Source organism: Rhodanobacter sp. G2-10, assembly GCF_055809185.1.
The window spans coordinates 3,293,480-3,306,357 of sequence record NZ_CM147900.1; the positions used below are offsets into that span (position 1 = coordinate 3,293,480).

At 63.3% G+C, this 12,878-nt stretch carries 13 protein-coding genes; 8 read left to right on the forward strand and 5 right to left on the reverse strand.

Features of this window, described 5'->3' with window-relative positions; genetic code table 11:
* Window positions 1–4: 4 nt before the first annotated feature.
* The 4 genes from AC0L58_RS14900 (at window position 5) to AC0L58_RS14915 (ending at window position 3,666) form a co-directional block, all read left to right on the forward strand.
* On the forward strand, window positions 5–796 hold the full coding sequence (locus AC0L58_RS14900) for an anti-sigma factor (protein ID WP_473684742.1): 792 nt from the start codon (window positions 5–7) through the stop codon (window positions 794–796).
* Between the two features lie 131 nt (window positions 797–927).
* On the forward strand, window positions 928–1,563 hold the full coding sequence (locus AC0L58_RS14905; protein ID WP_473684744.1) for a sigma-70 family RNA polymerase sigma factor: 636 nt from the start codon (window positions 928–930) through the stop codon (window positions 1,561–1,563).
* Window positions 1,560–2,222 carry a ChrR family anti-sigma-E factor gene (locus AC0L58_RS14910; RefSeq protein ID WP_473684746.1) on the forward strand — a complete coding sequence of 221 codons (663 nt, stop codon included), beginning with the start codon at window positions 1,560–1,562 and terminating at the stop codon, window positions 2,220–2,222. The genes AC0L58_RS14905 and AC0L58_RS14910 overlap by 4 nt, the downstream gene beginning before the upstream one ends.
* Window positions 2,223–2,253: 31 nt before the next feature.
* Window positions 2,254–3,666 (forward strand): cryptochrome/photolyase family protein, encoded by a 1,413-nt coding sequence (locus AC0L58_RS14915; RefSeq protein WP_473684748.1) that lies wholly within the window; start codon window positions 2,254–2,256, stop codon window positions 3,664–3,666.
* Between the two features lie 28 nt (window positions 3,667–3,694).
* Here the strand turns inward: AC0L58_RS14915 and arsH are convergent, their stop codons facing one another.
* Window positions 3,695–4,486 carry an arsenical resistance protein ArsH gene (gene arsH, locus AC0L58_RS14920; protein WP_473684750.1) on the reverse strand — a complete coding sequence of 264 codons (792 nt, stop codon included), beginning with the start codon at window positions 4,484–4,486 and terminating at the stop codon, window positions 3,695–3,697.
* 76 nt (window positions 4,487–4,562) lie between these two features.
* Here arsH and AC0L58_RS14925 point away from each other — a divergent pair, with 76 nt between their 5' ends.
* The 4 genes from AC0L58_RS14925 to AC0L58_RS14940 all read left to right on the forward strand — a co-directional run bounded on the left by AC0L58_RS14925 (window position 4,563) and on the right by AC0L58_RS14940 (window position 8,334).
* Complete coding sequence (locus AC0L58_RS14925; protein ID WP_473684752.1) at window positions 4,563–5,072, forward strand: arsenate reductase ArsC; 510 nt, start codon at window positions 4,563–4,565, stop codon at window positions 5,070–5,072.
* The gene (gene arsB / locus AC0L58_RS14930; RefSeq protein ID WP_473684754.1) at window positions 5,069–6,142 is read left to right on the forward strand and encodes an ACR3 family arsenite efflux transporter; all 1,074 of its coding nucleotides are present in this window, start codon (window positions 5,069–5,071) and stop codon (window positions 6,140–6,142) included. Before AC0L58_RS14925 ends, arsB begins: the two co-directional genes overlap by 4 nt.
* Before the next feature lie 84 nt (window positions 6,143–6,226).
* Complete coding sequence (locus AC0L58_RS14935) at window positions 6,227–6,586, forward strand: ArsR/SmtB family transcription factor (RefSeq protein WP_473688758.1); 360 nt, start codon at window positions 6,227–6,229, stop codon at window positions 6,584–6,586.
* A gap of 191 nt (window positions 6,587–6,777) precedes the next feature.
* Complete coding sequence (locus tag AC0L58_RS14940) at window positions 6,778–8,334, forward strand: EAL domain-containing protein (RefSeq protein WP_473684756.1); 1,557 nt, start codon at window positions 6,778–6,780, stop codon at window positions 8,332–8,334.
* Between the two features lie 47 nt (window positions 8,335–8,381).
* Here AC0L58_RS14940 and AC0L58_RS14945 read toward each other — a convergent pair whose 3' ends face one another.
* The 4 genes from AC0L58_RS14945 to AC0L58_RS14960 form a co-directional block, all read right to left on the reverse strand.
* Window positions 8,382–9,065: a hypothetical protein gene (locus AC0L58_RS14945; protein ID WP_473684758.1), complete on the reverse strand. Its 684-nt coding sequence runs from the start codon at window positions 9,063–9,065 to the stop codon at window positions 8,382–8,384.
* A 32-nt stretch (window positions 9,066–9,097) separates the two neighbouring features.
* A complete protein-coding gene (locus AC0L58_RS14950; RefSeq protein ID WP_473684760.1) occupies window positions 9,098–10,060 on the reverse strand; it encodes a helix-turn-helix transcriptional regulator in 963 nt (320 codons plus the stop codon).
* Between the two features lie 90 nt (window positions 10,061–10,150).
* Window positions 10,151–12,361, reverse strand: a complete 2,211-nt coding sequence (locus AC0L58_RS14955) for an AAA family ATPase (protein WP_473684762.1) — start codon at window positions 12,359–12,361, stop codon at window positions 10,151–10,153.
* Window positions 12,362–12,416: 55 nt separating this feature from the next.
* Window positions 12,417–12,683: a hypothetical protein gene (locus tag AC0L58_RS14960; protein WP_473684764.1), complete on the reverse strand. Its 267-nt coding sequence runs from the start codon at window positions 12,681–12,683 to the stop codon at window positions 12,417–12,419.
* Window positions 12,684–12,878: the final 195 nt, after the last annotated feature.

A 12,878-nucleotide genomic window follows, 5' to 3' on the forward strand; every position in this document is an offset into this window, starting at 1 on the left:
GCCCATGAACACACCTGCCGACGAAGGAAACCACAACCTGCGCTACGCGGAGTATGTGCTCGGCGTGCTCGACGCCGATACACGCGCCGAAGTGGCCCGTGAGGTGATGGTCTCGGACGAGGCCGCCACCGCCGTGGCGCTGTGGCAGCGCCGACTGCTGCCATTGGCCGACACCATCGCGGACGTGACACCACCGCCGTACGTGTGGGCGCGCATCCACGATGCGCTGCAGCTGGATGCGCCCGCGCGTGCGGCAACGCCAGCGCGCAAGGGTCTGTGGAACAACCTGCCGTTCTGGCACTGGCTGGGCATGGGCGCCACCGCAGCCGCCGTGGCGCTGCTGGTAGTGGTGAACCTGCCGCCGCGCGCGCCCGCGCCGGTCGAGACGCAGGCGGGCTACATGGCCGCGACGATCCAGCAGGACAACGGCAGCACCGGCTGGACCGCCACCATGGATCCGCAGCGCCGCCGCATGGTGGTGGTGCCCGCCACGCCGGTGGCGTTCGAACCGGGCAAGGCCCCTGAACTGTGGTTGATACCCGCGGGCGGCAAGCCAATCTCGGTCGGCATGATCGCGCTGGACAAACCGACCACGATTGCGCTCGATCCGGCGCTGGTGGCGAGGCTGGGCACCACGGCGTTGCTGGCCGTCTCGGTCGAACCGACCGGCGGCTCGCCCACCGGCCAGCCGACTGGCGCCGTGATCGCCAAGGGCGCGATCAACGCCGCGACCCCGGGCACGCCGCACAAGGTTGCCCTGCGTGGCAACGGCGCAACGCAGCGTGGTTCGGCCTGAGCGCGGTCCGATGATCGGATGTCGGCATCGGCCGGATGCATCCGAAACGCGTTCGCCGCCGTATTCAGCCGGTATGAAGCCCGTCCACCCGACGGGCTGTTCACCCGGTCGGCTTCGGCGGAAACGTGCGTATGATGGTTCCAGATCAAACTGTTGCCGAGGTAGCGCCCTTCCGGGCGAAACGACCCGTGCCTGTTGTCGCAAATAGCGCCGCACCTGATGCCCAGTACTGGTCGACACAGATGGCCGCGGTGTCGACGCAGCGCGACCGGGCCAGCTTCATGCGCATCTACGACTACTTCGCGCCGCGCCTGCAGCGCTACCTGCGCAATCTGGGCGTGCCTGAATCCGTGGCCGACGAACTGGTGCAGGATGTATTGCTGACGCTGTGGCGCAAGGCCGCAACTTTCGATCCGGCTCGCGCCAGCCTCGGTACCTGGCTGTATCGCGTGGCGCGCAACCGCTACATCGACCACGTGCGCAAGGAGCCGCACTGGCTGCCGATCCAGGAAGGTCTGGACCGGCTCGATCTGGCCGAATCGGACCGGCACGATTCGCAGCCGGAATCGCATTTCGACCAGGATCAGTTGAAGCAGGCGATCGATCGCCTCCCTCCCGTCCAAGCCAAACTGGTACGCATGTGTTACCTCGAAAGCAAGAGTCACAGCGAGATTTCGCGTGAACTGGAGATGCCCCTGGGCTCGGTCAAATCCTCGCTGCGTCGCTCGTTTGCGAAGCTGCAGGTCAGCATGAGGGCCGCGCGATGAAGCCCAATCATCATCTCGACGATGCCACGTTGCTCAGCTATTCCGCCGGCGCGCTGCCGTCAGCACTCGCCGTCGTGGCTTCCGCGCACCTGGAACGCTGCGCCGAATGCCGCGAACGCCTGCACGATGCCGACCAGATCGGCGGCGTGCTGATGCAGCAGCAACGCGTCGAGGCGCCGCCGGAAGATGCGCGTGCGGCGATCCTGGCGCGGCTGGACGACGAGCCCGCCATCGCGCAGGCAGCGCCACCGCTCGACGTTCTGGAACCACGCGACCCTGATCGCCTGCCCAGCGCACTGCACCCATGGTTCGGCAACTCGCTGCGCGCCTTGCGCTGGCGCCGGGTGGCGCCGGGCGTGCAGCGCATCCTGGCCAGCGGCATCAGCGGTGGCGATCTGATGCTGCTGCGCATCGCGCCGGGCAGCAAGCTGCCGTTGCACAGCCATGGCGGCAACGAGCTGACCATGATCCTGGACGGCGCCTACGACGACATGCTCGGACATTTCGGCCCGGACGACGTGGCCGACCTCGATGGCGAGACCCTGCATCAGCCGGTGACCTCGCCGGGGGTGCCATGCATCTGCGTGGCCGCCACCGACGCGCCGTTGATATTCTCCGGCTGGTTCGCGCGCACCTTGCAGCCACTGTTCGGTTTTTGAGCGCCGTGCCGTATCGAACGGGCGCTTGCCGATGAGCACGGCCCTGGTGTGGTTCCGACGCGACCTGCGTCTGGCCGACAACCCGGCATGGAGCGCAGCTTGTGCCGGGCACGCGCAGGTACTGCCGGTATTCATTCAAGCCGAAGGCAATGACCCGTGGTCAGCGGGCGCTGCCAGCCGCTGGTGGTTGCACCATTCGCTGGCCGCGCTGGACAAGGATCTGCGCCACGCCGACGGCGGCCTGCAGCTGTGCCGCGGCGAACCACTCGAGGTCCTGAGCAAGCTGGTCGCGCAAACCGGCGCCAGCGCGGTGTACTGGAACCGCTTGCTCGAACCGGCCACGATCGAGCGCGACGCGCACATCAGGCGCGCGCTGCAGGATGATGGCCTCGCCGTGCACAGCCACAACGCCGCGCTGTGGTGCGAGCCGTGGCGAATCGCCACTCAGCAAGGCCTGCCGTACAAGGTATTCACGCCGTACTGGCGCAATCTGCGTGCACAGCTGCAGCCGACCGAACCGCTACCCGCGCCACGCGTACCGGGCTGGCGGGCGCCGCCGGGCGGTCTTGCACTGGCGGACCTGGAGCTGCTGCCACGTATCGACTGGGCCGGCGGCCTGGCCGACAGTTGGCAACCGGGCGAAGCCGGCGCACACGAGCTGCTCGAGATCTTCACGGACGACGCCGTCGGCGACTACGCGCATGCGCGCGACCTGCCCGCGCGCCATGGCACCTCGCGCTTGTCGCCGCATCTTCATTTCGGCGAGATCTCGCCACGGCAGATCCACTTCGAGCTCGATCGTCGCGCCCGCACCACCGACGCGAAGCGACGGCCCGATATCGAACCCTATTTGCGTGAACTGGGCTGGCGCGAGTTCGCCCACCATCTGCTTTATCACTTTCCGCATACGCCGACGGACAACTTCAATCCGCGTTTCAAGGATTTCTCGTGGGCGCCTGCGGATCACGCCTTGCTCGGGCGCTGGCAACGTGGCCGCACCGGCATCCCGCTGGTCGACGCCGGCATGCGCGAGCTGTGGCACACCGGCTGGATGCACAACCGCGTGCGCATGATCGTGGCCAGCTTCCTCACCAAGAACCTGTGCCAGCACTGGCATCACGGCGCGCGCTGGTTCTGGGACACCCTGGTCGATGCCGACCTGGCCAACAACACGCTGGGCTGGCAATGGGTGGCTGGTTGCGGCGCGGACGCCGCCCCGTATTTTCGGATATTCAATCCGGTGACCCAGGCGAAAAAATTCGACCCCGAGGGCACTTACCTGCGGCGTTGGTTGCCGGAGCTGGCCGAGGCGCCGCTGGCGCTGCTGCATGAACCGTGGAAGGACGCGGCCCTGCTCCAACGCAGTGGTTATCCGTCGCCGATGGTCGATCTGGGCCAGTCGCGGCAACGGGCGCTGGATGCCTACGGTGCACTTCCGCGCTGAGTTCGCTGCCGGAGCCTGGATGGCTGGCTCAACACGCGCCTGCCGCGCAGCACCTGCGCACCTCGGTCGTCGACGCGGCGTCACTGGCAGGATCCGGCTCGATCGCTTCCACCGCGCCCGCCGCCACGGCCAGCGAACGCGCCGCCTCGGCACCCTTGCGCTCGCTGTAGCGATTTACCAGGTAATCGCTGCGGTCACGCACCATCAAGGTGAACTTGACCAGCTCTTCCATCACGTCGACCACCCGGTCGTAGAACGGCGAGGGCTTCATCCGGCCGTTGTCGTCGAATTCCTGCCAGGCCTTGGCTACCGACGACTGGTTGGGAATGGTGACCATGCGCATCCAGCGACCGAGCAGGCGCAAGGTGTTCACCACGTTGAACGACTGCGAGCCACCGCAGACCTGCATCACTGCCAGCGTGCGCCCCTGCGTCGGACGCACGCTGCCGTCTTCCAGCGGCAGCCAGTCGATCTGGTTCTTGAACACGCCGGTCACGGCGCCGTGCCGCTCGGGACTGACCCACACCTGCCCTTCTGACCACCGCGACAGCGCGCGCAGTTCCTGCACCTTGGCGTGGCTGGCTGGCACGCTGTCCAGCAGCGGCAAGTCGTGCGGGTCGAACACGCGGGTCTCGGCACCGAACCGCCGCAGGATGCGCTCGGCCTCCAGCGCCAGCTTGCGACTGAACGACTGCGGCCGCAGCGAGCCGTACAGGATCAGGATGCGTGGAGGATGGCTGGAGTCGGCCGGCAAACCCAGCCGTTCCAGGCTGGGCGTCTCCAGCACCCGGGGATCGATATGGGGCAAGTTCTGCAACATCGGGGCGGGATCCACTATTGTGTCGATCTGATGATTCTATAATACTGGAAATATGAAATTCAACGCGAGGCAAGACATGCATCCCTGCCGGGTCCTCTTCATCTGCACCGGAAACTCCGCCCGCAGCATCCTGTCCGAAGCGACGCTCAACCACCTGGGCAAGGGCCGCCTCGAGGCCTTCAGTGCAGGCAGTCAGCCGACCGGTCGGATCAACCCCCATGCAATCGAACGGCTCAAGGCTGCCGGCATGTCGACCGAGGGACTCGGCAGCAAGTCGTGGGATCGCTTCGCGGAAGCAGGTGCGCCGCCACTGGATATCGTGATCACCGTCTGCGACAACGCCGCGAACGAGACCTGCCCGGTGCTGTTCGGCGACTTCGTCAGAAGCCATTGGGGCCTGCCCGATCCGGCAGCGGCCCAGGGCGAGCAGGCGCTGGCCGCCGCGTTTGCGCAGGCTCACCACCTGATCCTCCGCCGCATCACCGCCTTGTTGCAGTTGCCAGTCGAGACGATGAACCGGGATGCGCTGCAGCGCGCACTGGATCACATCGCCGCCGCCACCGGCGACGACGGGAACGGCGCATGAGCCAGCTCGGCAAAGGAGCGACGACGTCCACGTCTGACGGCATCAGCGTCTTCGAACGCTACCTCACCGTCTGGGTGCTGCTGTGCATCGCGGTGGGCACCCTGCTTGGCCACGCGCTGCCCGCTGCCTTCGAAGCTCTGGGCGGGATGCAGCTGGCGCAGGTGAACCTGCCCGTGGCCGTGCTGATCTGGCTGATGATCATCCCGATGCTGCTGAAGATCGACTTCGGCGCGCTGGCCGACGTGCGGCGGCAATGGAAGGGCATCGGCGTCACGCTGTTCATCAACTGGGCGGTCAAGCCGTTCTCGATGGCCTTGCTGGCATGGATCTTCATCCGCCACGTGTTCGCCGGGTATCTGCCGGCGGACCAGCTCGACTCCTACATCGCCGGCCTGATCCTGCTCGCCGCGGCCCCGTGCACCGCGATGGTATTCGTGTGGAGCAACCTGTGCCGCGGCGAGCCGAACTTCACGCTGAGTCAGGTGGCGCTGAACGACGCCATCATGGTGGTGGCGTTCGCGCCCATCGTCGCCCTGCTGCTCGGCATCTCCTCGATCACCGTGCCGTGGAACACGCTGCTGCTGTCGGTGCTGCTCTACATCGTGATCCCGGTAGCCTTCAGCGTGTTGCTGCGACGCCGGATCCTCGCCCACGGCGGCGCGGCGCGGCTGCAGGCGCTGCTGCAGCGGCTGGGTCCGCTGTCGCTGTGCGCATTGCTTTCCACCCTGGTGCTGCTGTTCGGTTTCCAGGGCGGGCGGATCCTCGCGCAACCCGCCGTCATCGCGATGCTGGCCGTACCCATCGTGATCCAGGTGTACTTCAATTCCGGCCTGGCCTACTGGCTCAATCGACGCTTCGGCGTGGCACATTGCGTGGCCGGCCCGTCGGCACTGATCGGCGCCAGCAACTTCTTCGAACTCGCCGTGGCCACCGCCGTGGGCCTGTTCGGCGTGCACTCCGGCGCCGCGCTGGCCACCGTCGTCGGCGTGCTGGTCGAAGTGCCGGTGATGCTCTCGGTGGTACGTATCGTCAACCGCAGCAAGCGCTGGTATGAAGCGCCGCAGGTTTGAGGCCGGGTCGTTCCGCACCGAGACCACCCACTACACTGCAAGTGAAGATTTTTCAGAGACGCGCGTGACATGACCACCCAGAGCATGCCGACCAAACAAGCCATCGCCGTCCTGTCCGCGCTTGCCCAGGAGTCGCGACTGGCGATCTATCGCCTGCTGGTGGAGCACGCCCCCGAAGGCCTGGCGGCCAGCGCGATTGCCGGGAAGCTGGGTCTGGCCAACGCCACGCTCTCGTTCCATCTCAAGGAACTGGTCCACGCCGGCCTGATCAGCAGTCGCCAGGATGGCCGCTTCATCTATTACTCGCCGGTGATGGAGGCGATGACCGCGTTGGTGGGCTACCTCACTGAAAACTGCTGCAGCGCCAGCGGCCAGACTTGCAAACCGGCTGCACCAAAACGGGCCGCGTCCCGGGCTGCCAGGAGCAAGGCCCAAACCGGATGATCGCCGCCATGCACTGATTGCGCTGGCCGGCGGCGCGCCGGGTTCGCAGACAATCAACCCCAAACCAGACATTCGGCGTAGGCTGTCAACAGTCCTTCCGACGGCATGGCTCGTGCGCAAGCGACGCCATTGATGCAAACTCAGTCATGCCGGCAGCACGCTGGCGCCTGAGCACCACACCAAGGGATCCAATGCGAAACCGTGTCGCCGCCTTGATCGCACTGGTCCTGTGTGCATTGGCCATCGCGGCATCGGTCATGGCCGCCATGTACCTGGCCCATCACCAGAGCATGGACGAGGCCACCGCCCAGGCCACCAGCCTGGCGGGCGAGATAACGCATCGCACGGACAGCGTGGGTGAGCAGGCCAGCGCGGCATACGAGCGATTGCGTCAGATCAACACCAGCGACGCCTGCCCCAGTGCCATGCGCGAGCAGATGCGCAGGATTGCCATGGATTACCGATATGTCCAGGCGGTAGGCCGCGTATCCGGCAACCGGATCGTATGCTCGGCCATAGGACCCAGCTCGGACGGCATTGACCTGGGCGCGCCAAACTACACCAGCCCCGGTGGCACAAAAGTATATCTGTCGGCGGCAATAGGCGGCAGTCGTCGATACGTGGTGACGGCGATGGGAAACTCCGCCGTGGCGATACACCCCGAAGCACTGCTTGACCTGTCGACAGGCACGCCCGGTCTCTCGCTCGGCGTCTTCGGTCGCAGCTCGCGGCAGCTGTGGACGCGGCGCGGTGATTACGATCCTGCGTGGATGACGACGATCAGCGATTCGACGCCCCAAACAACCTTTTTCGACGGAAAGCATCTGGTGGTGGTCCGCGCCTCGAAAAGGTTCGATCTGGCCGCGTACGTCGCCATTCCGCTGGTCAATCTGAAGGCACGCGTGCACGCGTTCATGATCGTTCTGCTTCCGATCGGCCTGACCCTTGGTCTGGCGATGACGGCGGTGATCGTGTTTCTCGCCCGTCGGCGCACCTCGTTGCCGGCGCTGCTTCGCGCAGCGCTCAAGCGCAGGGAGTTCGTGCTCCACTATCAACCCATCGTCGAGCTCGCCAGCGGTCACATGGTGGGTGTCGAGGCCTTGCTGCGCTGGCCAGTCAACAAGCAGATCGGCATGCGGCCGGCCCTGTTCGTCCAGGCCGCCGAGGATTGCGGCCTGATCAAGCGCTTTACCGAATACGTGCTGGCCCAGGTAGCCATCGAGGGGCCGCCCTTCTTCAGCCGCTATCCGGGCGCCTACATCAGCATCAACCTGTCCTCGCCCGACATGCGCTCGAACGAGGTGGTGCAATGGCTGCGACGACTGGTCACCACACCGGGCGTGGCGCCGTACAACATCGTCGTCGAAATGACCGAACACTCGTTCGTCGACCCGACCAGCGCCAGCCGGACCATCAGTCAGATCCAGGCCCTGGGCGTGCGGGTGGCGATCGACGACTTCGGCACCGGCTTCTCCAGCCTTTCGCAGCTGACCAAGCTGAGCGCCGATTACCTGAAGATCGACAAGGTGTTCGTCGATGCCATCGGCACCGACTCGGTCACCAGCGAAGTCGTGCTGCACATCATCGACATGGCCAGGTCGCTCAACCTGGTCCTGATCAGCGAAGGCGTGGAAACGCGCGAGCAGGCGGATTTCCTGCGCGCGCACGGCGTCGTCTTCGCGCAAGGCTGGCTGTTCAGCCAGGCAAAACCGATGGACGACCTGCTGCGAGGTGGACAAGCGGATTGAGGCCGCTCCGTTCACCTTGCCGGTGGGCGAACGGACCTCTATCACGCCTATCGCGCACGCAGCGCCAGAAGGTGCTTCAGCGCCCCAGCCATGTCTGCCCATGTATCTACACCGCGCGAAGGATGATAAACCCACGTCATCAGGGCTTCGCCGTTCTTGTAGGGCACGCTCCAAATTTCACGAGACGCCAAGTGCCTCGGCCTGACGTGCTTTGCGTTATACGGTTGCAAGTCGTTGCGGATCGAGCCCGCATCCAAACCACGCCATACCGCTCGCCCAAGTACAAGGACAACGTCCGGTCTCAGAAAAGCTAATACATGCTCGACGAGAATGCGACTACCGGTTGCAAACTGTTTTGTACATCGTGAACCGCCAGCACTTGTCCCGACGAACTCCTGTATGAGATTGCTGAAAGCCACCTTCTCCCAAGCCGCTGCGGCTTGCGAGTCTGTAGGAGCAGCACTGTTGGTCAAGAGGCGATCGAGCGGGGGAAAGTAACGCCCATCGCCTGAGGTGCGCGTAGGCTCGATGCGGTCACCGAATACCTTTCGAGTATACGGGCGCCTGACCGCCGGCGAATTGTCGACACCCTTTTCGCGATAGTGCGACTCTCCAAGCAGCAAAACCCGAATTCCATCAATACCTTCCTCGTAGCGTGGTCCCACAAACGGAACGAAACCGATTTCTGCTGGCCAATCGCTGATATCCAACTCGTGTATGCGTCGCGTCATGGATGAACTCCTTTGTGATTAGACGTTGTATATCAAAGCTCAGCCGCCCGTCGATGCGTGGCCCGGATATCCCGTGCCAGCTTCACCGGCTTGACTACCTTCACATAGGCTCCAAATCCCAGTAGCCACCAGCACAGCTGAGCTGTGTCTTCAACGGTCGCCGACACCGTCACCCACCCTTCGCTGTCGGCAGCTGAAATAGTTTGGTCTTCCGACAACGGCGTTTCCCACAGGTGGATCGCGGCATGATCCACCATACGCATGACCAAGCGAATGGTTTCGCCACGACCGAAGCCTGCAGCAACCTCCGGAATCATCGAGGTGATCTTGAAGCCTTTAGGCACGACTGCCCTTGCGTCGAGTCGCGTCGCCTGGCGGATACGATGCAGCGCCAGCAATCGCACATCGGTATTGTCATTGATCCGCACCGCGAGGTAGCTCACCGGCCCGCGCTGGATCATGCCCAGAGGGTGAACCTTGTAGTGCAATGGCTCGACACGTCCTCGCCCGAGGTAGTCGATTTCGAGCTGGTAGCCCAGATAGAGCGCTTGATGCACCGTCACCAGAATGTCGCTTCCCACGCTCGGCGCAAGCAGGGCTTGTGAGGCGGGGGCAATCGCTACCTTTTCGTGCCATGCGGTTTGCCCCGCTAGTGCCGGTGTCGTGGTGAGAGTTCGCTGGGCCTGCTGAAATAGCGGCTTGAGTTCCTCCAACTGATTTATCGGCAACAAACCTTGCAGCTGGGCCTGTGCGGTCAGCAGGACGCCTGCCTGCAACGGGGACATGCCGGGGAGGTTGAAAGACGGCGCATCACGCTGCCAACTCCAGCCAAAGGGCCGGCTTCGCTCGTCTGCTTCAATGGGAAACTGCGCCGACAAAGCATGCAGGTCTCGCTCCACGGTACGTTTCGAGACCGGATACCCTTCATGCTCCAGTCGCTGGGCTACCTCTGCAGCAGTCATCCTCATTGGCGCGCGCGGCAACGCGTTGAGCATCAACCACTGCCTGGCGAGTGTGTCGACCGTTCCCCTTGCCATGCAATCCCCCGGTAGCCGGGTACATTCTTACCCGATTGCACATTCGCCTCAAACGAAGCCAATGCGCCGTGGGTGCAGAGGCTCCTTTTCGGTTGCTTGATCTGTCAGGGACCTAAGGATGTCGTCAAGACCAGCAAACGGAGTGATTCGATGCTGCCGACGAAGCACGGCGAAGTCGCCGGGCGTCAGTGTCGGGAGTTGATCGAGCTGGCTTCTCGCGGATGCGGTCACAATTCCTGCAAGGCCAAGCTCTTCAAGCAAACCCATCAGCATGGCAACTCGCTGATCTGGCAAAAGGTAGTCGAGCATCACCTTGTAGTCGAAACGGCGTATCGCGGCGCGATCCAGACCCTGCATCATGTTTGTAGACGCAATGAGCACCCCATTGTAGCTTTCCACCTGGGTAAGGAACTCGTTGACCTGGCTGACTTCCCAACCCTGCCTCGCTTCGCGACGGTCCCGCAGGAAGCTGTCCACCTCGTCGATCTGCAGCACGGCTCCGTCCTTCGAAGCTTGCTCGAAGGCATGGGCGAGGTTGCGCTCCATCGCTCCCAACATCGGGCTCTGGATATCTGACACGCGCCTGATGATCAATGGCTTACCAAGTTGATCGGCCAGCCAATAGCCAAACGCGGTCTTGCCTGTTCCCGGCGGGCCGTAGAGACAGATTCGGCCAGCCGAGGCCATAGCTACCCCTGCGGCAAGCTCGCGCAGATTCACACTGGCATTGCATAGATCCGGATCATAGCCCTCCGCTGGCACGGCACGAACTTGCTGGCAGATGGTCTTGTGTCCCTGTGCTTTCAAGGTTCCATCGATGAGGGTTTCGAGCCGGCCAGACCGGAACTCTTCGTATCCTTCGATTCGGTTCAGAACGCTCACGGCACGCGTCACGACGGCAGGCGTGACCGCCTCTACCTGAGCGATTCTACGAATTTGTTCAGCATCAAGCTTCATGCCACATTGTCGTGTCAGCAGGGTCAGGCGCTGCGGAAGCGGAGGCGCCTTCATCTCCATGACTACATCGAACCGTCGAATGAAGGCTGGATCCATGTTCCAGATGGCGTTGGCAATCCAGAACATGGGGACCGGGCTGCGCTCAAGCAGCTCATTGACCCAGGACTTGGACTGTTCCGCCGTGGTTGGCTTGCCAAAGAGCACACCGCCATCGGTAAAAATGGCGTCCACTTCGTCGAAGACCAGCAGTGCCTTGCGTCCCTTGAGCAGGTACTGCGCGGTGGAGGCTCGGGTCAGGCGGCTACTTGGGCAGATGGGCTGACCATCGTCATTCGTGCATGAGACCTCGAACAGCGGCACGGCGACCTGTTGCGCCACGACGCGTGTCAACTCGGTCTTGCCCGTACCCGGCGGCCCATAGAGCAGAACATTGACTCCCCGACGCGCAGAAGTCAGCGCCTCGCGCATCAGACTCTCCAAGAAGCCCACGTCAGGCTCGAGATAACCATAGTCACGGACCGAAAGCGTCGGCGCGTTGGCGACACCCACCTGCCCGCCAAACAATTGATCAACCGACTTCAAGCGAGTCGTAACCAAGCAGCGCAGACGGCCACGTTGAAGATCCAGGTTGCCGACCGGATCACCGCCACTCGATACGTTGACCAGCCCCGAGCGACGCAGCGTGCTTGTTGGAGAAACTGCGCGACGTACCTGTTCGAGTGGCAAGCTCAGAATACGGTGTAGCTGGTCCGTCACATCCACTTGTGACCTGCAGTTACCTGCAATCTCCACCAACGCATCATTCGCTCGCAGCGACGCAGCAAGTACGAAAATTGCCTTTTCTGCACGCGAAAACCGAAATGTGGCATCGAGCAAGCGTAAATTGGCGTCGACGGTGTGGCTCCATTTGTAGCGTTCTACGCGCGCCTCCATGACTTTGAGAGTCATTTCCAGACGCTGTACCCAGTGGACTCGCGCGGCCTTGTCCCAAGTCTGTTCGTTCGAACCCAATCCAATGAGTTGCAGGCATTCCATGGATGGTCCACTGCCGACTGGATGGAGCTTCCCGATGAATTGTTGAGCCGCGCCGAGCTTGACCATCATTCGCACCGCCCAAAGCTTAACTATGTTCTTTGAACGAACAAGTGACGCAATCGGGGTGGCTTTGCCGAGAGACATAGGCTCAGCTTTTTCCGTGACTGGCAACGTAGTTGGATTGACCCTGTTCATGCGCCACAGTGTGCGCATCCCCGCGACAACTTGTGTCGCATCGCTCAACGGACGGGTGAGGCCATCATCCACTCCGGAGTCGGTAGTTTTGCGGAACAGGAGAGCAAAGCTGATGCAGCTTGGGTCGTCAGCCCCGACGACGTCTTTGCTTCCAGCGGATCCAGCGCTTTTCAGCCCAGATCAGGGCGCGTCGAAGCGGACGGCGCAGGAAGGGGATGTCCTGCGCCAGCAGAATCAGTCCCAGCGGCAGCATCCACAAACCAAGCACGGGAAGAATGGCGAAGATGCCGCCCAGGATGAGGAGCGCACCCACGGGAATGCGTACCCAGACGGCCTCGGGTTCGCGCAGCCATTTGAGCGTGCGGTGCAGCCACCGTGGAAGGCTCTGCTCCATCCGATCGAGCTGATGGTTGAGGCGATGCTCGTCTCTGTTCAACTGACTCTCCAGACCAAGAGAAGCGAAAGCGTAACCCGACTGTATTGACTGGCGGATGACAGGCGGGTGGATGACTTTCCCGCGAAGCGCTCCTTTTGCGGTAAAAAGCAGTGGCGCGACATCACGCGCATCGAAGTCTGCACGAGTAGCGTG